At 42.2% G+C, this 23,515-nt stretch carries 11 protein-coding genes and 1 pseudogene; 3 read left to right on the top strand and 9 right to left on the bottom strand.

The window, feature by feature from the left end; all coding sequences use genetic code 11:
* Positions 1 to 492: 492 nt before the first annotated feature.
* Positions 493 to 780: pseudogene (locus ACFOU2_RS24185) on the bottom strand (JAB domain-containing protein); the annotation flags it as partial.
* Positions 781 to 959: 179 nt separating this feature from the next.
* On the bottom strand, positions 960 to 4,256 hold the full coding sequence (locus tag ACFOU2_RS24180; RefSeq protein WP_377918889.1) for an S-layer homology domain-containing protein: 3,297 nt from the start codon (positions 4,254 to 4,256) through the stop codon (positions 960 to 962).
* Between the two features lie 510 nt (positions 4,257 to 4,766).
* On the opposite strand from ACFOU2_RS24180, the gene ACFOU2_RS24175 reads away from it, so the two are divergent.
* Positions 4,767 to 5,768: a C40 family peptidase gene (locus ACFOU2_RS24175; protein ID WP_377918888.1), complete on the top strand. Its 1,002-nt coding sequence runs from the start codon at positions 4,767 to 4,769 to the stop codon at positions 5,766 to 5,768.
* Between the two features lie 137 nt (positions 5,769 to 5,905).
* Here ACFOU2_RS24175 and ACFOU2_RS24170 read toward each other — a convergent pair whose 3' ends face one another.
* Both ACFOU2_RS24170 and ACFOU2_RS24165 read right to left on the bottom strand, forming a co-directional pair.
* A complete protein-coding gene (locus ACFOU2_RS24170) occupies positions 5,906 to 8,350 on the bottom strand; it encodes an S-layer homology domain-containing protein (RefSeq protein ID WP_377918887.1) in 2,445 nt (814 codons plus the stop codon).
* Between the two features lie 182 nt (positions 8,351 to 8,532).
* A complete protein-coding gene (locus ACFOU2_RS24165) occupies positions 8,533 to 12,081 on the bottom strand; it encodes a S8 family serine peptidase (RefSeq protein ID WP_377918886.1) in 3,549 nt (1,182 codons plus the stop codon).
* A 219-nt stretch (positions 12,082 to 12,300) separates the two neighbouring features.
* On the opposite strand from ACFOU2_RS24165, the gene secA2 reads away from it, so the two are divergent.
* Entirely contained in the window at positions 12,301 to 14,676 is a 2,376-nt protein-coding gene (gene secA2, locus ACFOU2_RS24160; protein ID WP_377918885.1) for an accessory Sec system translocase SecA2, read from the top strand.
* A gap of 494 nt (positions 14,677 to 15,170) precedes the next feature.
* A complete protein-coding gene (locus tag ACFOU2_RS24155) occupies positions 15,171 to 16,067 on the top strand; it encodes an accessory Sec system S-layer assembly protein (protein WP_377918884.1) in 897 nt (298 codons plus the stop codon).
* Between the two features lie 427 nt (positions 16,068 to 16,494).
* On the opposite strand, the gene ACFOU2_RS24150 is transcribed toward ACFOU2_RS24155, so the two are convergent.
* The 5 genes from ACFOU2_RS24150 to ACFOU2_RS24130 form a co-directional block, all read right to left on the bottom strand.
* Positions 16,495 to 17,760 (bottom strand): oligosaccharide repeat unit polymerase, encoded by a 1,266-nt coding sequence (locus ACFOU2_RS24150; RefSeq protein WP_377918883.1) that lies wholly within the window; start codon positions 17,758 to 17,760, stop codon positions 16,495 to 16,497.
* Between the two features lie 32 nt (positions 17,761 to 17,792).
* The gene (murJ, locus tag ACFOU2_RS24145; protein ID WP_377918882.1) at positions 17,793 to 19,310 is read right to left on the bottom strand and encodes a murein biosynthesis integral membrane protein MurJ; all 1,518 of its coding nucleotides are present in this window, start codon (positions 19,308 to 19,310) and stop codon (positions 17,793 to 17,795) included.
* An 11-nt stretch (positions 19,311 to 19,321) separates the two neighbouring features.
* A complete protein-coding gene (locus tag ACFOU2_RS24140) occupies positions 19,322 to 20,029 on the bottom strand; it encodes a WecB/TagA/CpsF family glycosyltransferase (protein WP_377918881.1) in 708 nt (235 codons plus the stop codon).
* 244 nt (positions 20,030 to 20,273) lie between these two features.
* Positions 20,274 to 21,557 carry a nucleotide sugar dehydrogenase gene (locus tag ACFOU2_RS24135; protein ID WP_377918880.1) on the bottom strand — a complete coding sequence of 428 codons (1,284 nt, stop codon included), beginning with the start codon at positions 21,555 to 21,557 and terminating at the stop codon, positions 20,274 to 20,276.
* A 373-nt stretch (positions 21,558 to 21,930) separates the two neighbouring features.
* On the bottom strand, positions 21,931 to 23,241 hold the full coding sequence (locus tag ACFOU2_RS24130; protein WP_377918879.1) for a UDP-glucose dehydrogenase family protein: 1,311 nt from the start codon (positions 23,239 to 23,241) through the stop codon (positions 21,931 to 21,933).
* Positions 23,242 to 23,515 lie beyond the last annotated feature (274 nt).

Below are 23,515 nucleotides of genomic sequence, written 5' to 3'. Positions count from 1 at the left end.
TTGGCGCCAACCCCGCAAGGGGGGTGCCAGCCGCTTAGGTCTAGAAAATTTGGCATGGCCGTTCTTTGGTCAGGTCGAATTTTCTAAATCGATCTATATACACCCTTCATCCCTACTATTCTCGAACCGATAAAATAACAGATAAATAACCAACGATTCGCCACTTTTCTACATGCTTGCCAAAAGTTATCTAAAAAGAAGATAAAACATGTCATTAAAGTGCTTAAGGAAATGGTAGAGAAAAGGAATAAGACAAGAACCTTAACTCAAAACAAAACTCTTTTCCAACATTAACAAAAACATCGTTCCTTGATAGGTTAAAAAATTAGGTTTCTTCCTCCTTATCCCCCCTTTTTGTCCTATCACATTATTTGATTTTTCAGTTTATTTAAATCATAAAAAAGAGGGTAACAATCCTTATGAAATTGCTACCCTCTCTTTATTTTGACTATTTGTTCTAATTTTTGAATCAGTTTTTACATCGCTAATCCAGCTAGAATTCAGACTTCCCATGTGGCAAATGTTGATGGCAGTCGGTTGATTTTTCGTATCCAAGCAAATGACGACAAAGTATTCTCTGTCAGCTTCCGCCAAAAACTGCCTGAACAACTTGTTTGCATCATCTGGTGACTTAATTTGACGACCCTTGTAGAGCAGACTTGATTCCTTCACCATTTTGAGACTAACGATGTTCACTCGCTTAGCTGATTGATTCTTCATTTTCACTCCTCCTTCTAGCAGTTCCATTTGCTTTGCTTTCTTCACTTCATAGCGGTTCATCAATTTCCCTCCTAAAATGAAAATAGCCCCAATCCCTTGATGGAATTGAGGCTGATAGAATCTTATTCAATATCATAATATATACTTATTTTTCTCGTAGATACGGTTTTGAAGCAAAAAGAAAAAGCCTCTCAGAGATTGCTCTCCAAGAGGCTTTTCATCGTGTCTTTCGACATATATTATTTAGACCATGTTGTACCGTTGAATACAACTGTTTCAGCTACATAAGCAGCGCCATCTGCGTCCTTAATAATGTCAGCTTTAGCTTTGAATGAGTCTCCAACTTCAGCAGTTGCAGTTGTACCACCAGCTGTTGCAAATGTGAATGTTACCACACCTTTACCAGAAACAGTATTGTATGTTGCATTAGCAATACTTACACCAGTTCCTTCAAATAGGTTTGCAACGTTTGTACCATTAGCAATTGCCGAGCTACCGATATATAATGGTTCGCTGAATGTTAATGTTAAGTCATCGTTATCATTAGCAGCTACAGCATCAACTTCTGCAGTTGGAGCAACATTAGGAGTTGGAGCTGCTGCATTAGATGTAATTGTGACAGTATCAGCGAATCTAGTACTATTAGGAGCAAAAGAGATTGTTACTGTGTCGCCCGCCTTAATATCTCTTAAGTTGTCTACTTCAACTGCATCTACATCAGTTGCGTCGTATACATCTCCATCATTTGCAAATGTATAAGTACCTGCTTGAGGACCAGTAATTGTGATTGTTCTATTTTGAACATCAACTCCATTAGTTGCAACTACACCAGTTCTAGTTGTTGGAGCTGTAATATCCTTAACAAGTTCACTATCATCATTGATAGTTAATTCAACTGTTTGACCTTTAGCAAGAGCACCATTTTTCACTTTATCTACTTTATACGTTTTCTCTACGCCGTTAACAAAAGCACCGATTTCAGTGATTTCGCTATCAGTATTACGTAAAACTTTTGTAAGAACAGCATTGTAATCAGTAGTCTCTTCTGCATCAGAGTTTTCGATTACTAGATATTCTACTTCGTTTTCATCGTTGTAGTAGTAAGTAGCACTGGAGATTTCAAAACCTTTGTCTTTTAATTCTCCCCAAGTTGTCACTGTAATGTCTTCTGCATCTGGAACATATCTTGAACCTGCTGGTTTAGTGCTATCCCAGCCTTCTGAACCATCAAATACAACTGTATCAGACAATAATTTATAGCCATTTACATATTTATCGTCTAATTTCAGTAAGTTGCCAGAGTTTAAAGTAGTATTTGAATTAAAGAATTCAAGTTCTTTCACTTGATTAGAATCATTTGTTTTAACTTCGAAGAATGCATTGTCTGCTCCAACTGTAGATAAATCAATAATTTCAGCAGCTGCATTATCCCAATTTGAATCTGTAGTGCCAGCTGGTAAAATGGCTTCTCCATTGTCAGCCAATGCAATAACTACTCCTGTTGCATTGCCACCTTTTCCTGTGTTACCAGCAACATCAGTTCCATCACCAACTAATGCAAACTTATCAATTTCAACATTAGTTCCAGGGAAGTTTTCGCCAGTTTCATATACATTGCCCGCAGCATCTGTAATCTGATCTAAGGAATCAATGCGGAAGCTGTAAATTTTTTCTTCACCTTTTGAGTTTAAACCATCTAGTTCAACAGTACCTCTATCAGCAAGATTTCCATTGAAATAGTATTCTGCTGCTTCAGTTGAGTGGAAGCCTAGAGTATTAGAATTAACAGCTTCTTGTTTACCAGTAATGTAAACTACATCGCCATTGCGATCTAAGAATAGAGTGACTTCTCCACCAGCTTGGAATTCTTCTGCATCGTCATCAGTTAAATTTTTAAATTCGTCACCATCAAGGTATTGAGTCTGCTTACCATTGTAAGTTACATCTGTGTAAGTATAGTCTTTACCATCGATTCGAAGATCGTTTGCGTATACTGTCTCAATCTCTCCAGTTACTGTAGAGTTGAATACTTCTGCTACTCCGTCTCCATCATTTGAACTATCGTCAAAGAAGATTACATCGCCTGGTTTAAGGTCAGCAGTTTTAACAGTTTTACCACCTTTGAAAACAACAAAGTCTTCTAAATCAAGTTCGTCGTCGTCAGCAGCGACTACTACGTCTCCATCAACTTTATCAACTACAATGAAGTCATCCCAGTTGTAAGCAACGATACGTTCAACGTCTCCGTTTTTATCGAATAATACTTTAGCATAGTCATATTCAGCGCCATCAGCACCAATAGCTACTTTTTGATCATTTAAGTAGAAATCAAAGTCTTCTGCTAGGCTATACTTTTTACCTGTGCTCTTAACTTCAATTTCGCCGTCTTCGTTACCAGCACGAGTTTCCGTTACTTCGATAGCATCTTCAATAACAGTTTCGTCTTCGAATACGTATTTTACAAGTTCACGATCTTCGTTATACCATACGCGAACTTCACGACCTAATGCCTCGGCATAATCAAAATTGAGTCCTTCAGCGTCAGCTACATTAACTGTTACGCCACCCACTGTAAAGTCTTTGTTTTTAGGGTCGATATCAGAAACTCGATTTTTCACATATGCAGGGCGGTTGAAAGTAGCTTCTAAAGTTTTACCATCAACTTTTACTGTCACTTTATAGTCTTGAAGATACTCAAGTACCCCTTCATCTTCTACTGAATATAATTCAACTGTTGCTACTTTACCGTTAGAAGATAATTTTACTTCTTTTACACCATACTTAGATAAAGTATCAGCATCTTGAATTGTGATATCAGAAGTTTCAAGACCAGAAACTGCTTTATTGAATGTGATTTCTAAGAATTTGTTTGAATCATCAAGTGCAGTTACGCCTGTAATTGCAAGTTCACCAGCGTTAACGTTCATCGCACGGTAAACGAATGTAGCAAATTGAGCGCGAGAAACTTTTTCAGTTGGGCGGAAGTTACCGTCAGCAACTTGAGTTACACCGTTTTGAGCTAAGATTTTGATATAGTCACGGAACTCAGGATAAGCTTTATCTAAGTCCTTTAATTCTGCAGTTTCATCTTTCGCTTCAAGATCGAAAGCTTCTACTAGAACTTTCGCCATTTGTTGACGAGTTAAGTCAGATGCAGGCATTAAGTTGCCGTTAGAACCAGTCATAACGCCAGCTGCTTTTACTTCAGATGCAGCTTTTACTAATTCTTGGTCAGCAAAGTTTGCTGGAACGTCTGAGAATGCTTGTTCCACTTTACCTTCACCATCAAGGATACGAGCGAAGATTTTCGCAACTTGACCGCGAGATACAGATTTGCCAGGGCCGAATGTGCCGTCAGCGAAACCTTTGATGATTCCTTGTTCAGTTAAAGCATTGATTGCTTCTGCATGTACACTGCTTGCAGGAACATCTGAGAAAGATGCTGCACTTGCTGCTGGTGCTACAGCGCTTGCCACTACAGCAGCTGTTACAGTACCAGCTACAAATTTACGATAAGATTTTGGTTGGTAAGCCATTGAGTTATTTCCTCCCTTGGTAAGTTCAAAAATATTGCAAACTAACATTAAGAGTCTTTTTATCTATGTATCTTTATATCTCTTAACACTAGTCGACTAACAATTACAAATAATAGTATAGATAGTCGTAGGTTTAATGTCAATATTTTTCAATAATGGAAAATATGTGAACATTATGTGTCTATCTTAGTTCCTATAATTTTTCCAAATGAATCATTGACTAGAAAACCTTACCTTTTATTTTACATTATTTGCTTCGTTTTTCAACATTTTTTACATGTTTTTTACAAAAGTTTGTAGATTTTTAGTCCTTAACGCATATGACTTAAGAAATCCAATACACAATCAACAGGAACAATATATGTAGATTCCCGTTTTAATATTCCTTTACTTTTGTTACATAACTGTAAAATAAATATTCTGATTTTCATGTTAGACTAATTTCAGTAAGAAACGACATGAAATCGACATAAAACGGGTAAATACATCATTTTGGTTTGAGGTGTACATATGATTAAACGTACAATATTCGGAATAGTTTCAAGTTTTTGTATTCTTTTTTCTGCAAACGCTCAAGTTTCTGCACAATCGAATGAAGAGTTAGTAAACTATGAAAAGATCATGCCGGCTGCCAAGAAGTATATCGGAGTTCCATATAAATACGGCGGAACGACAGCAAGCGGTTTTGACTGCTCCGGCTACATCCAGCGAGTGTTTGGGGAAATCGGCGTTTCCCTTCCCCGTACTGCCGGAGAAATGTACAAGCTTGGAAGCAGCGTGTCAAAAAGCAGCTTGCGCGTTGGTGATCTTGTTTTCTTTAATACGACGGGCAAACCGGCATCGCATGCGGGCATTTACATAGGAAACGGGCAGTTCATTCATGCTTCCTCCTCCAAAGGGATTACGATTTCCAATTTAAGCGATCCTTATTATTGGGGACCAAAGTACATAGGCGCAAAACGCATCCTTTCCTATACAATGGGCGAAGGACAATTCCGCGATATCGGATCCTCTTATTGGGCTTACGATGAAATCAAAAACCTCGCCCAGGACCATATTGCATTAGGATATGAAGGAAGCTACTTTAAACCTCATGAAGAAATTACACGTGCTGACGTGGCAGCTTTATTGGCGAAATCATTAAAACTGAATATGAATAATCGTACGCAAAACTATAAAGACGTCCCTTCCGGCCACTGGGCCGTTGGTGCCATCAATGCATTGCGCAGTGCAGGTGTCATGCAAGGGGACCAAAACGGAAACTTCCGTCCAAATGAAGTCTTAACACGTGCGCAATTATCCGCTGTATTAGTTCGTGCGTTTGAACTAAATTCTTCTTCAGCAGCAACAGACTTTAAAGATGTCAGCTCTGATCATTGGGCACATGACTATATCGAAAAATTATCCGCTTCAGGCATTACAACAGGTTATGCCGATCAAACCTTCAAACCGGAAGATGACGTGAACCGTTCTCAATTTGCCGCATTCCTATATCGCGGACTAGAAAAATAAACAAAAAAGAGGAGAATCCTTGAAGTGATTTTCCTCTTTTTTGTTTATAGGTTTTTGAGTTTTCTGACTTACATCTTGAATAAGCAAAAAGATCTTCATAATGGGGCATGGATGGCTTTTTATCCATGTCCCATTATTTATGTGGTTTTATGTAAAACAGAACGTTTTAGAAACAGGGCAAACTGCGATCTTGTGACGTTTTGGTCCGGACGGAAGAAATCTTTTACAATCGTAATCTCATTATTCGCCAGCCGGTTAATATCTTCATAGTTCCAATGCGATGTCGGAACATCTTGAAAATCAAACGCCTTTTCCGTTGGCTTGTACCATTTATCATATGCTCTGACTAAAACCGACGCCATTTGCGATCTTGTCAACGGCTCTTTCGGACGGAAAGCTCCGCCTTTTCCCATCAAGCCATTTGCCTCTAAAATGGCCATTTCCTTATAATATAAATCTCCCGGCTTGATATCTGTCGCTTTCACTTGATACCCCTGTGGCAATGTTAAGCCAAGTTCTTTTACGAGCATTTTCGCAGCATGCTGTCTCAGCAGCGGCTGGTTCGGACGGAATAGGCCATCCTGATACCCCGAAATGACTCCCCTTATTTGCAAATACGCAATGGCGGCGGCTGTTTCATTGTCATTTGAAAGGTCAGGGAATACTTTCACATTCCCGCTTTGGAGATTGACAGAGGATACATATCCTTCCATCCCGTTTCCTTTTACTTTATACATCACCTCATGCGTTGACGTCCCGTCTTTTTCAAGTGGTCCTCCGGTAATTTGTAATGGTGTGTAAGGAAGCAGCCCTTTTACGGTAGTTCCATCCACACGATTATATAAGCCACCTTGGCCCATTGTATAGACATACTCTCCGCTTTGATGCATCTGTGTCGTTTTTGTATCAAGTCCAGGCCAATTGTACGCAAGTGTTTCAAACTCCATCGTTCCGTCATCATGATAGTTGACTTGGAACTGGGGAAAGGCTTGAAGCGGTACATGGCTGAACTGACGGATGGCTTCAAATACTTGATCTTGATACGTTTTCCCCTTTTCCGCCGCATTCGGGTCGTTTGCCTTTGTTAACCCATCATATGCCATGACGGCAAAATACCAGTGTTCAAGTTTTTGAGGATCGTGATCATTGATTTTCGGAGTGCTCTTTGCGCTCTCATTCCACTTTTCTTTTAAAAGGGCGGCGCCCGTTTCCATATTGTAACGGATGTCGTATTTCAGCCTTTCCTTATCTACATTTTTAGCCGCCATGTCGGCTTCTGACATCTTCACTTGCAGGATTCCGACACCGCCATCAGAAGATATGATCGGCTGTCCGTTTTCATCGAACTGCTTCATGCCTGTTTCTACATATGCCATCGCTTTTAAAATTTCCGGCGGGATGTTGTATTTTATGGCTGTTTCGTAAAGCATCGCTTTTGTTTCGGCGATCGATGGCTGTTCCTGCTTATAAATGTCTTCATAACTTGTTTTCGCTTCTTCGATACGGTCGTATGAAAGGCGAAGTTTTTTCGAGCCGCGGTTGAATCCTTGATCGCTATGCTGAACGGCCTGGAAGGCGACTTCAGGAAGGGAAAAGCCGTCAAATAAAGGTTTTGTTTGACTGTCCATCTTGCTTGCTTCATACCATTTAGATAGATTGGTTTGATTGTTCAATTGATCTATTAAAATAGGAAAGTATTGACCTTGCAAGTCTTGTCCCAGTAGATACGTTGTTTGGTTGTTCAGGTTAGGGGAGTAAAACTTCAAGTCTTGATAATACCGTCCGAGTGAACTGCGTTTTTCATCCACTAAATACAAGCCAAGCGGATGTTGTTTTTGATAGTCGCTTGAATGGAGCTTTTCCATCCAATACGTTTGCAGATCTTCATCTTCAAAGGCCGTATGCAGCTGCGCGTTAAATTGCATATGATGCTTTAGTGCGGTCTCTGACCCGAATAGCTGAACATAATCCTCCGCTAAAATTTCCGACATCATCCACTCGTATGCCCCGTCCCCTGTGTTGGCTTCCGGATACCGGGACAGGTCCCTTGCATGTGCATAGTCAGATTCCATCCATTTCTCCGGTAACAGGGATTCATCTTTGAACAGATGGTAAAACGTGAAGTGATGTCCGTATTCGTGGGACAGGGTCGTCGCTATGGACTCAATCGTTGAAAATTGATTGCCGCCGTAAAGGTGAATCGTACGGTTTGAAAGCAGTTCTACACTGCGGGATGAGTGCTCATACTCCGCAAAGTATTGCCCCAGCACGCCTTTACCGGCCGGAAAATCAGGAAAAATGACAATTTGCCCGAGAAGCTTGATTTCATCTCCATGCTTATTTTTGAGCAATTCAGCTTCTACCGCCTTTAACTGGCTGACCGTAGTCCATTTCGGGCTGTAGCTTTTAATCGTAAGGCCTGTCGGGCTTTTATAAGAAGCCACCAGCTGATAATAATCTTCATAATCGAATTGGGCACTTTTCGCTTTCGTTTCATCGATAACATGGGCCGATCCGATTGATGGATCAGCTAGAAACAAAAAGGCACAAGCTAGTCCAATAGATGCAAGTAGTTTTTTCATTTTGTCCCTCCTCTTTGTTCCATATTATCACAAGTTTTCTAGTATTTGAGACACAAAAAAAGACCCGCTTTTTCAAGCGAGTCTTTTAGTCTACATTAACTTTTTACCATCAGCTTTTGTCTTTATCCTATTTCTTCTCCCCTTCTCATCTCGAATAAGCGAAGAGGGTCTTCGTATCATATTTACTTGCCTTCGATTGTTAATGTATAAGGATTGTTGCTGGAGCGCACATTCGCATCCTTCACTTCGACGAAGTACTTGCCTTTTGCCAATTGAACGGTACCTACTTCGCTGTCATTGACAAAATATTGATCCAGCTTGGCGACTTGCTGGCCTTTTGCATTGTAGATCGTCACAACACCGTCAAGCTCCATTGGTGTATTGAACGTAACGTTGTACAGACCTGCTGCCGGTGCGTTGAATTGGTAGAAGTCTTTATCTCCGAAATCGACACCAGGGTTCAGCAAGGCTTTCGCTTCCCATTTTTTCGCGCCCGCTTGTTTTAAGGAAAGCGGCTTGGACGGTACATTGTTCGTGACTTTTGATCCTAAGTCCTCATCTTTTGTATTGAGGGCATTCAATGCCAGCTCATATTCGCTGATGCTTGAACCAAGCCAGTTTTCCACGACCATAAAGTAGCCCACATCTTTTTTCGCTTTAAAAGAACCTGATTCCGGTTCGCTGTCCCAGCCATGGTCAAAAATAACGAAATTGCCCGCTTCCTTGTCATCCATGTTCATGTTTCCGTTTGTATCTTCCACCACTGATACGACCGCGTCAAGAGGCAGAGTCAATTCAAATGGCAATCCCGCTTTTTGCTCCTCGGTTGTTTTGAGCGGATTTAAATGGAACCCGAATAACGCATCATTTTGACGATGCTTATAGTAAAATACATCAATGTCGCCAGGCTTGATAAAGTTACCTTTTACTTTGCTTCCCGCTTGCAATGTTTTGGCACGAATCATCTGATCATTGTTTTCATTTGGATCGACAGGAGCATCCTTCACTTTCTTCCCGTTCAGTTCATATGGATCAAATGATAAGCCGTTCATGTTGGCAGTGTTTAAATAATATTTCTTGCCTTTTTCCAGGAATAGCGTCATCTTCGTTTCCGTTTGTTCTTGCCCCATTGCAAATGGATTGAATGACATCCAAGAGCTGTAGGCAGGGTAGATATTATCTTCTTTTTCATCATAGACGAAAAGCGTCATATCCGGCCTTAGTGAATCGGTTTGATTCATCGCCAGTTCATAAATGGCTGATTCTCCCACTTCAAATCGATACCAGTCCTGGTCCCCGGACTTTTGGAAGTATCCGTTTTTTTCTTGCCCGAAAGTAAACGGTCTTGCCGCTTCTTTAATGTTCTGGAATTCCTCTTTGCTCATGTCAAACCATTGGCCGCCGCCAAATAAAGAGAAGTCGTAAGGGCTTGTCTTATAGGTACGGTTTTTGAACATTTCAGCCGGTGATTGCTGCTGTTCTTGTTCTCCTTTCACTGCACCTTCCATATCCTCTGGCATCGGCTCTTCTTTCGGATAGCCGTCTTCATCTTCAGGAAGCTCTTTCGTTTCAGCTTTTAACTCATAAGGAAGAAGAGAACCGACAATTTGTTTTTGTTGTTCTTCTGTCCCTTGCTCAATGATCGGCCCAAAAAAGATCATGAAATCGTTAAATGCTGCAGCTTCTGCCGATACTTCCAATACATACTCCATTTCCGGCATGGCTTCGAATGTGATGGATTCTCCTTTGCTGAATCCATTGTTGTTGCCCCACACTTCCGGGAATGGCCAATTTTCTTTTTCCCACTCCGGCAGATCTTTTGGCGGTTCTTGATTCAGCATTTCAGCCGGGTAAATTTTCAACTCCGTATCCAAGCCCGGTAAAGATGATAACGCGAAGTTCACCTTTGTCGGTTCATCAAACTTGAATTTGAAATAATCCTTGTCCGCTTTTTCATCATTTAATAAAGTGAGCGGACTACCTTCTAATTTAGAGCTGTTGAATGGCAATTCTTTTATTTCAATTGGCTCTTCTTTCGTTCCTACCTCATCGGAAGCCCCGCTTGCCTTCATTAACTTCAATTCATATGTGGACTCGCCGCTTTCACTGTAGTTTTCATTTTCGTCCGTTACCCCAATGAGAAGGGTTCCTTTGCTTGGTGCCTTAAACAGCTTGGCTTCCAATTCGTTTTGACGCCCATTTTTGACTTCAATCGTTTTCTCGGCTTTACCTCCCTGCGGGTAAAACTTCAATTTCAATTCATCATCATAATTTTTTGCACCGCTTAAAATCGATTGAACGTACTCCCCTTCTTCCAGGTTCACTTTCACCCAATCGGTTTGTCTTGGTTTTGTCAATTTGCCCGTACGTGTTGTTCCTTCTTCTGAAATCGTAATCGGTTCAGCCGTATTAAACATTTCATTCTCATTTTGATCTTTAAAGGTTGGTAGTTTTTTAGGATCAAAGTTTAATGCAGCTACCGGATTGACCAAGCCGTAGCCATAATCCAAATCATAGCCTTTATCTCCAAGGTCGGCAGCCGTCTTTTCAAGAATGGCTTCAACTTGATAAGAGTTCAAATTTGGATATTTGGACTTAATGAGTGACGCGATTCCGGCCACAACCGGCGAGGCCATTGATGTACCGCTCATTTTGCCGAACGTCGATCCTTTTATAGGTGTGTAAAGGGAACTGTACACATCTTCTCCCGGAGCCACGACGTCAAGGACCGGTCCATAGGTCGAATACCATGATTTTTTCTTTTGATCGTTTGTCGATCCAACTGAGATGACTCCATCATAAGCAGCTGGATATCCATACGTCATGTCCGCCGAGTTTCCTGCAGCCGCTACGACGACCACTCCTTTGTCTACCGCTTTCTTAACGGCTTCTTCAACGAGCGGCATTTCGATATATGCCCCTAAACTCATATTGATGACATCCGCGCCATGTTCAGCCGCATAAAGAATCGCATCGGCCAACACATAATCACCGCTGAACTGATCAAATACACTGATCGACATGATTTTTGCTTTCGGATTGATCCCATGGCCCCCAACGCCGTTACCTGCAGCTGCCCCGATAATTCCGGCTACATGTGTCCCATGTTCTCCCGGAGGTGCGGGATTGGCCGGGTCTGCGATACTTACCGGTGAGGAGATGCGCCCTTTGAATTCAGGATGATTGGCATCGACGCCCTGGTCAATGACCGCAACAGTTACATCGTTCTTCCCGGCCATGGCGATGGCTTTGTCAATTTGCAATTGGGAGAGATGATACATCTCTTTTTCCTTCGGGTCTCCCGCATTACTCGGGCTGCCGAACATCTGCAGCTTCACGCTCGGCGATACGGAAGCGACACCGCTTACATGGCGATAGGCCTTAAGCGCATCTTCCATCTTTCTGCCCTTTTGCAAGAGGATGACTTCATAACCGAACTCCGGATAAGAGCGGATCACTTGTCCGCCAAGCTGGCGGTGTTGGGTACTGGAAAGTTTTTTATTGTATTTCACGATGATCGTATTATCGCTGTACTGCTGTAAATCTTTCTGCTTCTCCTGGTAAAGCAGTTTGTTTCTTTCCTTTGTCGAGATGTTCAACCTTTCGAGCAAATTATATTCCGGTTTTTCTTTTCCGGTTGCCGCTCCATTCACGGAGGCTGAAGCGACGGACGGGATCAGTAATGAAGAAGCCAGTCCAAACATTAAAGCCTTTTTCTTCCAATTCCCCATGTATATACCCCTTTCATATGTAAAATTTACCAATACAATATATAGACGATTGGTGCAGGGAAAAAGTTTCATAATTTTTACAGTTTTTTCATATAATTATATTTTACCTTAATTTGGATATGGAACGAAAGAAAATGTTTGCCAATTTAAAGTGAAACTGGTAAAGAAGAATGCTATACTGTTTTTAGAAAATAGTTAGAAAGGCTAGGAGAATAAGAGATGTTATCTTACATCAAGAAAATGATTGGCGATAACCAGGACAGACGAATTAAGAAATACTACAAAATGGTAGAAGAGATTAATCGTCTCGAGCCTGCTTTTGAAGCGTTAACAGATGAAGAACTTCAACATAAAACAATTGAATTTAAACAACAATTAGCCGAGGGAAAAACGGTATTTGATATTCAACTCGAAGCATTCGCCACTGTACGTGAAGCGGCAAAACGCGTGCTTGGCATGCGCCATTTCGATGTGCAGTTAATCGGAGGCCTTGTTCTGACAGAAGGAAATATCGCAGAAATGCCGACAGGTGAAGGAAAAACGTTAGTCGCTTCCTTGCCAAGTTACTTACGGGCTCTTGAAGGAAAAGGTGTTCATGTTATTACGGTAAATGATTACCTGGCACGCCGTGACCGCGATCTCATTGGGCAAATCCATGAGTTTTTAGGATTAACGGTGGGCTTGAATGTACCGATGATGCCGCTTGATCAGAAAAAGATCGCTTACGAGGCAGACATCACATACGGAGTCGGCAACGAGTTCGGCTTTGATCACCTTCGTGACCATATGGTGTACGATGTCAATCAGCGCGTACAGCGCCCGTATCATTATGCCATCATTGATGAAGTGGACAGCGTGCTGATCGATGAAGCGAAAACACCGCTCATCATCGCCGGCAAAACAACTTCCAGCTTCAACTTGCATCATTTATGCGCCAAAATCGTGAAAACATTTGAACTCAATGTTCATTATCACTATGATGAAGAAACAAAAGCGACGAGCTTCACAGAGGAAGGCATCGAAAAGATCGAGCAAGGATTCGGCATCGATAACTTATACGAGCTGGAGCACCAAACGCTTTATCATTATATGATTCAGGCATTGCGCGCACATGTCATGTTCACAAGAGACGTCGATTATATCGTAAAAGACAATAAGATTTTACTTGTCGATATGTTTACAGGCCGTACAATGGAAGGCCGTACATTAAGCAACGGCTTGCATCAAGCGCTTGAAGCAAAAGAAGGCGTCGAGATTACAGAAGAAAATAAAACGCAGGCATCCATCACAATTCAAAACTATTTCCGCCTCTATCCTGTCCTTTCCGGAATGACCGGAACAGCGAAAACAGAGGAAAAAGAGTTTCAACAATTGTATGCAATGGATGTGATCCAAATTCCCACGAACCGCCCTATTCAGCGTCAAGATGAAACAGATCTTGTGTTCGCCACCATCGATGATAAATATAAAGCCGTAGCGAAGGAAGCAAAACGCGTCCATGAAACAGGACAACCGATCCTGATCGGAACGACTTCCATTCTGCAGTCTGAAAAAGTGGCAACGTATTTAGATGAAGTGGGTTTATCGTATCACATTTTAAATGCCAAAAGTGTGGAGCAAGAAATTGAACTCATCACCAGCGCCGGCCAAAAGGGCCAAATCACGATTGCGACGAACATGGCAGGACGCGGAACCGACATTAAACTGGGAGAAGGCGTCGAAGAATTAGGCGGACTTTTCGTATTGGGAACAGAACGCCATGAGTCACGCCGCATTGATAACCAGCTGAAGGGACGTTCCGGCCGCCAGGGAGATCCGGGTCGTTCTCAGTTCTTCATCTCGCTTGAAGATGATATGTTCCGCCGCTTTGCAAAAGAAGAACTGGAAAAGATGGAAAAGCAGCTTCAAACGAACGAAGACGGTTTGGTGCTCAATAAAAAGATCGGCGAGTTCGTTGATCGCGTGCAACGCATTTGTGAAGGAAGCAACTACTCCATGCGCGAGTATAACTTAAAGCTGGATAACGTGATCAATGAACAGCGCGGGGTTATTTATAAACTGCGTGACAAAGTCCTTCTGGCAGAAGACAGTTTATCGCTCGTTGAACCGATGATTACGTCTTATGCAGAAGCTGCGATGAATCAAGTCTGTCATGAAGAGATATTACCGGAAGAGTGGGATATGAAAGAACTGGAAGAAGAAATGAAGGAAATTCTCCATGGCTTTCCTATTTCGTTCGATCATCCTGTTCATGAGCTTGATGAAGTGGAACAAGTGGTGTTCCCTGCCATCAAGCAATATATCGAGCAATTAGAGTCATATAAAGAAGATGCCCGCTTCCAATATACGTTCAAAACCATGCTTTTAAACACGGTCGACCGCGAGTGGATTAAACATTTAGAAGCCATGGAGCGTTTAAAAGAAGGAATCGGCCTTCGCAGCTACAGTCAAGAAGATCCGATGCGCCAGTACCAGCGTGAAGGATTGGAACTGTTCACCAGCATGTACCATCATTTAGAAAAGGAAGCGGCCAAACAGCTGGCACAGCTAGTGGAAACAGCTCAAGAAATGAAAGCAGAACAAACAGTGCAATAAGAAAAGCGCAGGCGACTGTTCAATTGTATAGAAGTTGGCAGACTAAAATCGCGACGTCCTGTCGCAACGTCTGCCTTTGTACGTCCTGTACTTCGGAACTTCTGACCGGGAAACCGCTCTTTGGTTTCATGGGCAGAAGTGAAACGACCGAAAGATTAGGAGCCGGAGCCGGACAATAAGAAAAGCGGAGAAAGCCTGCTTAAACCGATAGGGCATTGGAACTTCTGAGAAGGAGGCGCTTTTTGACTCCGCAGGAAGAAGTGAAATGACCGTGCGGTTTGGCTTTCGGAGCTGGACAATAAGGAAAAGCGCAGGTGACTGTTCAATCTTGAGAGGCGTTGGAACTTCTGACCGGGAAACCGCTCTTTGGTTTCATGGGCAGAAGTGAAACGACCGAAAGATTAGGAGCCGGAGCTGGACAATAAGAAAAGCTTCCATCAGCGGCAGGATCCCCTCCCGCTGATGGAAGTCTGAGCATAAACGGGGGTTTTCACATGTTATCGTTTTTTAAATGGAAAAGCAAAAATCCGAAGAAGCAAGGATTAGACAGCACCGTTGAGTCGAAAGACGTAACGGCTGCGGAAGAAACAGCAGTAGAAGAAGAGCTTGTGCAAACGAAACTTTCGATTCATCCTGATTGGAACATCACGGAAGAAGATAAATATGTGTATCAATTCTTGAACAATGATTGTGAGCCATTAAAGCCGAATCAGCTTTCATTATCCGGCCTTGAGCTCCGGCATGAGGAAAAAACGGGACGTGTCATTGTCAACGCGCTTGTGCGAAGCAGCTTAAATCGTCCGATCAAGCTGGAAGAAATGGCTCTTGTCTTATTAGGATCCGAAAAAGAAGTATTGGCGAAAAAGCGTTTTGATTTATCGGAATTAGGCGAGCTTCCGGCTGCTTCAAGCCGCCCGTGGAATTTCGTCTTTGAGCCTTCGACCGTCAAAGCCGCTGAGCTTCCTGAGAGCGGCTGGACTCTTGCTTTCCAACTAAAGCCTGCCCATAAAATGGACCTGGAAGAAAGCTGGGAGCAAGCTTTACCGGAAGAAGAAAAAGAAAAATTGAGAGAGCTTGTAGAAAAACAACTGACGCCGCCGCAAGAAGGCGAAGTGAACTTCATGGGTCTGCAAATTCGCCAGGACGACAACGAAAGTTTACACGTTTCGGTGTTAATCCGAAACGGCAGTGAAAAAGATGTCACGTTCCAGCAAATCCCTCTTATCGTAGAGGATGCAAGCGGTGAAGTGATCGCAACAGGCGGATTTCATCTGAACGATTTTACCGTCAAGGCTTACACAACGAAACCTTGGACATTCATTTTCCCGAAAGAGCTCGTTCAAAAAGAAACAATGGACTTAAGCACATGGAAAGTGTACCCGAAGCAATAAGAAAAGCGCAGGCGACTGTCCAATCTTGAGAGGCGTTGGAACTTCTGACCGGGAAACCGCTCTTTGGTTTCATGGGCAGAAGTGAAACGACCGAAAGATTAGGAGCCGGAGCTAGACAATAAAAGAACCCGTTGAGCATCATGCTCAACGGGTTCTTTTATTGCTGTTGGCAAAAGACCGTGAGGTCATTTGCCAACCCCTTATGCATAAATAACCAGGCGTGAATGGTGTTTATTCACGTCCCGTTATGATGTAGATCTCTATAAAAAGAAGAATGAGAAAAACGCCTAAACCTTTAGGCGTTTTTCTCATTGGGCTACCAACCGAGGTTATTATTTCAAAAGAAGGAAATATTTCTCTCTACTCTCATTTTACCATCTAAATGCATCGAGGACAATTTGTTTTTTTGTTTTTTCTTCTAAATAATTTAATCCTCGATTAGCTCGCGGTCTTGCTCGATGCTTGTGGATATAATCGCGTACACAATCATGATCAGGAACACTAAATCAAGTAAACCCGTATGAATGGAAATCATGAAAATGGTCATCACGAAACCATACGCAATGGTCTGATAGGACTTCGCGCCCGTTTTCATCATTTGGTTATACAACATCGTCAACACCGCTCCGTAAATGGCCAATCCAATCGCCACCGCGACATAGCCGCCTTCAATGAACAATTGACCTAAAATCGTTGGAGTCGTTGTACGCCCTGGGCGTGTAATGTAGTTTCCATCCTTGATGGCATACGAGTTCACGGCATCCGTAATCATCATACGAGGCGACACTTGTTCACCCGGCAGAACGGTCGAGAAAATTCCTTTATGAAGTTCTCCTTTTAAATAACCGTGATCTTCTGTATATTCCATGATTTTACTTACAACGATACGGCCGGTTACCATGGTTTCCGTTAAGGCACGGATGGCTTTAGGCGTCTTGTTTACTTCGCGTCTTAGCTGCAGAATTCGATCTGCTTTCTCCTCTGTAAGCTCCACTTGCGGACCTTCACGTTTGTTGAATTCTTTCGTTGTGTCTTCTGTGAGGACACGGAACAATCCAAACAGCGAGAAGGAAACAAAGATGATCGTCATGAATAGGATCAGCCATGACGTACTAATACGGCGTACCATGTAGTGGAAAATCAACATGGATGTAAAGAACATAATGGCAATGGCTGTCCGATATCCCATTAACATGAATGCCGCAAAAATGAACAACAATAAGATAATATACGATTTTTTAAACTGTTTTTCCTTAATGATGCGGTAACTGATAATAAAAATGACGGCAAACCATAAAAAGGTACTTAAGAAGTTCAGTTTCGGATCCAAATTACGGCGTACGGATTCATCCGTAATCCCGATTTGTCCCGTAAACAACATGATCAAATAGCTCGCAAGGCCAACTAGTCCCAGTAAATATAAAAACCAAATCGTTTTCCCTTTTAAAAATCCCAAACCGAATGTCGGGAACGTCCAACCAAGTTTTCTCACTACAAATACGGCGGCATAATAGGCCAATAATCCGACCAAAATGACCGGCACAATATTTTTCTTTGCATCAAACAGCTCGACACGACCGAAGTCAAATAAGCTGAAGAAAAAGTAAATGATCATGATTGATGGAAAGAAAATGTAGGGAGAAAATACGTCATATTTATTAATCGTTCGAATAATACGATTGTTTTTTAACATAAAGGTGCTGTTACTAAAATGGTTAGTAACACTTACCTCCCTTCACTTGCTTTACGTTTAAATTGCTTAATGTTGACTAATTCTCTCATGGATTGAGAACGCGTCAGAAATAAGACGGCAAAATACACTACGGCTCCGATGACCATCATCACCGCTACATACACATATACGTTCCATGATAACATAAATCCTTTGATCAATAATAAAACAACGACCATCACAGCTGTTGCCACAAACACTTTTCCATACTCTTTCGCCACATAACTTAAGCTGAACCCGCCTGATAGTTTATAAAGGGTGCTGAACGTAATGGCAGAGTAGACAAACCCAACGAGCGAGAAGGACAGCGCAAGGCCGGTCGCACCCATGGTTTTGACTAAAATGGCATTGAAAATGATGTTGCATATGATGGAAATGATGCCAATTCGGAGCATATAATGCCCTTTTTCCAATGTATAAAAGCCCTTGGCGATGACGGCCTGGATACTGTAAAACAGCACCGATCCCACATAATAGACCGCGTATTCGCTTGTTAAAGCGGTAGATGTTGCATCAAACTCTCCTCGTTGATAAAACACCTGCACAATTTCTTTCATGAGCAAGACCATGCCGGTCACAGTCGGAGCAACAAATAGAAACATGAAAGACAAACCTTTTTCAATTCCTTTTTTAAATAGCTCCATATCATTGCTCGTTTTGGCCTGGGCCAGCAAAGGAAAAATAATCGTGGCAATCGTTACACCAAAAATCGCTTGAGGAATGTTGACGAGCCGAAACGCATAGTTTAAGTTCGCCACCACCCCTTCTTCCAAACGAGACGAAAAGATGGTATTAATGAGCAGGTTGACTTGTCCAACAGCTATCGTTAAGCCAACAGGCAGGAAAATCAGATAAAAGGCCGATACTTCCTTTCGATCCATCGGCTGTTTCCAGTCCATGAATTTGCCGGGCTTCAAATACATTAACTTAATAAGGAACGAAATGACCGTTCCTATAAAATAGCCGAGCGCCGCAGAATAAATCCCGAGACGATCATGAAGCAAAATGGTGCCCCCGATTGTGGCAAGCACGACGCTTGTTTGTGAGAAAGTCGAAAACGAGAATTTTTTCTGTGCATCAAAATATCCTTCATATACGGCATTAATTCCGACTAAAAAGACGGAAGCAAAATAAATGACGGCTGTCCAAACAGCAACATCAACCGCCTCCGCTTTCGGATACACAAGCGGAGTAATAAAAGGCGAGACCGCCATGCCAACAATGGAAATGGCAAGGGAAATCCAAAATGTTCCCTTTACAATGTTGGTTAAATGAGAAAAGCCTTTTCCTAATGCGTTATATTTATAATAACTCGGTAAAAAAGCCTCCTTCATTCCTGTTAACATAAATAAAATGAGTGTATTTGGAATGATCATTGCGGCTAAGTATGCATCCGCTTCATGAGAAGAGCCAAAATAATTGGCAATGACAAGATCGCGCAGCATACTCGAAAACTTTAACAAAAGGGTTGAAATGATCAGCAGGATACTGGCAATTCTTAATTTTGACATAGGAAACCCTTCTACCCTTTAATGACCTTGATTAAAAATTTCGGTAAAATCAGCTGTCTTTTCCAACGCCATGGTTCTTTCAAGAGTCGATAAAACCATTCAAGTCCAAGCTTTTGGAAAAAGGCAGGGGCCCGGTTCAATCGGCCGGATACGACATCAAAAGAACCCCCTACTCCCTGGTAAACGTAAGGAGCAAGTATCTCTTTATGTTTAATAATCCAGTTTTCTTGCGCAGGACTGCCTAACGCCACAAAAATAATTTCAGCGCCTGAAGCATTGATCGTATCTCGAATGACATTTTCATCTTTTTCATATCCATTCAGCGTGCCGGTAATTTGTATCCCCGGGAACATTTCTTCAAGCTTCACTTTTGCTTCGTCGGCGATTCCAGGCTTAGCTCCATAAAGGAAAATTTTCTTTTGATGGAGAGCCGCTTCTTTACAAAGCTGAAGCATCATATCGATTCCCGTGACACGGCTGCGGATGTTTCCGCCTTTCAGGACGGAAGCAATGATCACACCAATCCCGTCTGGAATTTGATATGTCGCTGAATTCAGAAGCTGACGCAAGCTTTCATCTTGTTGGGCCTTCATGATTTTTTCGGGATTAATGGCTACAATAAAAGCTTTTCGCTTTTCTTCGATGTCCGCTAACAGACGAGATGTTAGCTGCTCATATGTTTCAGCACAAACATCTACCCCTAAGATGTTTTCTTTCATCTAATCACCTATTCAAATATAAGTTATTACAACGTCTTTACTGCCTAAACCGTTATATGGATTAAGGAACAAAGGCTAAAATCGCGACGTCCTGTCGCAACGCCTTCGCTAGTACGTCCTGTACGTCGAAAGGCTAAAATCGCGACGTCAATCACCACGCCTTTGCTGGTACATCCTGTACTTCGTCAGAAAAACAGGCTCTATGTAAACGATATCTGTTTATAGAGCCCGTTTTATTCATTCATTAAAATGCGGAGTGTTTAGAGTCTCCCAATAAGAATACATCAAATCCTCTTTGTTCCCAGCTGTGGCGGTCAATGCAGTTTTTCGTATCTACAATCACTTTTGTGCGCATTGGCCCTTCTACCAACTCAGGCTGCATAGATTTGAATTCGTCATGGTCTGTTAAGATTAAAATGACATCGGCATGGGCGACAGCTTCCTCAAGAATTTGAGTTTGGCGCTCTAATTTATTTTCCTTGATATGCGGATCATATGCCGTATAGTCGAGTTCAAGCTTTTCTAAATACTTGATTACGTCTGTGGATGGACTTTCACGCATGTCATCAATATTCCCTTTAAATGCCAGTCCTAATACCGCAACACGTCCATGCCGAATACCTTTTCGATCCAGAATATTTTTCACTTTTAACGCTGTGTATTCCGGCATCGCGTCGTTTGTATGGCGCGCTAACGAAATGATTTTCGCCAACTCCGGCTGTAATTCCACCAAGAACCAAGGATCGACAGCGATACAATGGCCGCCTACTCCAGGCCCCGGTAAATGGATGTTTACACGAGGGTGATAGTTCGCTAACTTGACCGCTTCCCACACGTTCACACCGATTTTTTCACAAATTTTCGCCAGTTCGTTTGCAAATGCAATATTCACATCACGATACGTATTTTCCATGACCTTTACCATTTCGGCTGTTGTCGCATCCGTCACGTGAATGCTGCCTTGTACAAACGTTTTATAAAGTTCAACCGTCATACGGCTTGACTCTTCACTAATACCGCCTACAATACGATCATTGTTTACTAATTCTTCAAATACGCGACCTGGAATGACACGCTCAGGTGAATGAGAGATAAACAACTCGGTGCCAAATTCTAAACCTGTTTCCTTTAAGACCGGCATCATGACATCTTCTACTGTACGAGGAGGTACCGTTGATTCTAAGATCACCAAATTCCCTTTGCGTACATATGGCACGATTGATTTTGTTGCTTCACGTACATACTCTAAATTCGCTGTCTTATCCGCATTAATCGGAGACGGAACCGCGATAATGAACACATCCGCTTCTTCCGGTGTTGTAGAAACCGTAAAGTTGCCGCTGTCTACCGCTGAGTTCAAGCGGTCTTGTAAACCGTTTTCTTCTATATGAAGTTGCTTATTTTTGATAAGATTTACTGCTCTCTCATTAATATCCACACCATGTACCTGCAGGCCGTGGTTTGCAAACATAACTGCTGTTGGTAACCCGATATACCCTAAGCCAACTACGCATAATTTCTTTGTCATTTCAAAAAATCTCCTTTGTATGACATGCTTCAGAATTTAAAACCTAAATGATATTATATCTAAAAACACAGAATCATCATAGCATTTATCTTAAATCATGAAAAGAATTTCCGTTATTTGATTCTTAATTGTAATAATTAAGTTACAAATATCACTCTTATTGTTCCTCATTTCGGAAAAAAAGTTTCATATATCCTGTTTTTCCTCTAAATGTAAAGAAAACCCGCCGATTGGCGAGCCTGTAAAGGCGAAGACAAAGTGGCAGCTGCCCTTATACTTCAGACTTAAATCGGCCGCTTCGTCGAACCTGCCGCTGCGCCGCCGATTTATGATTTCTTAACGTACAAAAGAAGCGGAACCGTCCGCTTCTTTGTTACGCTTTATAGACCGGCTCACGACCAATGGACACATACGTAACTGGATATCGACTTGCTTCCTTCACATCATAACAATTGCGCCCATCAAAAATGAGCGGATCGTTCATGTGCTCTGCATAAGCAGACAGCGGCAGCGATTTAATGTCCTCCCATTCCGTCACGATGAAGACCAGGTCCGCCTCTTTAATCGCATCAATGGGCGAATCGGCATACTGAATGCGGTCACCGTACAACTTTTGAACACGCTCTAAGGCAATCGGGTCATACCCTTTGACGATTGCCCCGGCTTGGAGCAGCTTATCAATTAATAGAAGAGAAGCCGCCTCACGGATATCATCTGTATTTGGTTTAAAAGCCAGGCCAAGAATCGCTGCTTTTTTCCCCTTTAAGGAACCGAGCATTCGCTCTGCTTTTTCAAACAGAACGACTCGTTGATGGTTATTGACTTCAATGACAGATTCAAGCAAGTTAAAGCGATAGTCAATTTGATCTGCCAGCTGAGCCAGGGCTTTTGTATCCTTCGGGAAGCACGATCCCCCATAACCGATTCCCGCACGCAAAAATTCTTTTCCGATACGCTTGTCCATGCCGATTCCATTCGCGACATCGTCAATGTCCGCTCCAACACGCTCGCAAATGTTGGCAATTTCGTTGATGAAGCTGATCTTGGTTGCCAAAAAGGCATTGGCCGCATACTTAATCATTTCTGCACTCCGAATGTTCGTTACCACAATCGGCAACCCGAACGGTTCATAGAGCTTTCTCATCTTTTCTGCTGCTCGCTCGCTCTCTGCCCCGATGACAATTCGGTCTCCATGGAAGGTGTCATGAATGGCAGATCCTTCACGTAAAAACTCCGGATTGGAGACGATCTCTACTTCCACATTTTGCTTTTTCTTTTGTTCAATGATCTGTTTGATGCGATCATTTGTGCCAACAGGAACCGTACTTTTCGTCACCACAATCACGTCTTGGTCAATATGCTCGGCTATGGCTGAAGCCACTGCCTCTACATATTGCAGATTGGCAGATCCGTCTTCATTTTCGGGCGTTCCGACCGCTATATAAATGATATCTTTATGCCGATAAGCTTCTTCAGCAAAAGCTGTAAAATGAAGGCGCCCCGCTTCAATATTTTTTTTAATTAATTCATCAAGGCCCGGTTCATAAATGGGAGAAATCCCATCCCTCATCCGTTGCACCTTTTGTTCATCAATATCGAAACATGTGACATGGTAGCCAATATCCGCAAGACACACCCCGGTGACGAGCCCAACATAGCCAGTTCCTGCGATTGAAATCTTCACAGTATTCCCTCCAAACTACTTCTTTGTTCTATATGAATTCACGTAAAGAATTTGACACAAGCAAAAAATGTTCATGTCAAATTCTTCACGTGTAAGCTTATTCAAGATGAAAAAACAGAAGGGCACGAATAGAAGAAGGACCGATGACAGAGATTAAAAATTTAAGCAGGGCCTATCTATATATAAGTCCAATTAAATATTTTACCATAATCTTATACCTTTTATGCTATTCATGACTGTTCTTGCCTCTTGGATAGGCTGAAAAGTTCTTCGT

The sequence above is a fragment of the Bacillus songklensis genome (assembly GCF_042649685.1).
GTDB lineage: Bacteria > Bacillota > Bacilli > Bacillales > Bacillaceae_H > Bacillus_BA > Bacillus_BA songklensis.
Note: the sequence above shows the minus strand (reverse complement) of the source record. Positions and strands in the feature narration are given on the sequence as shown.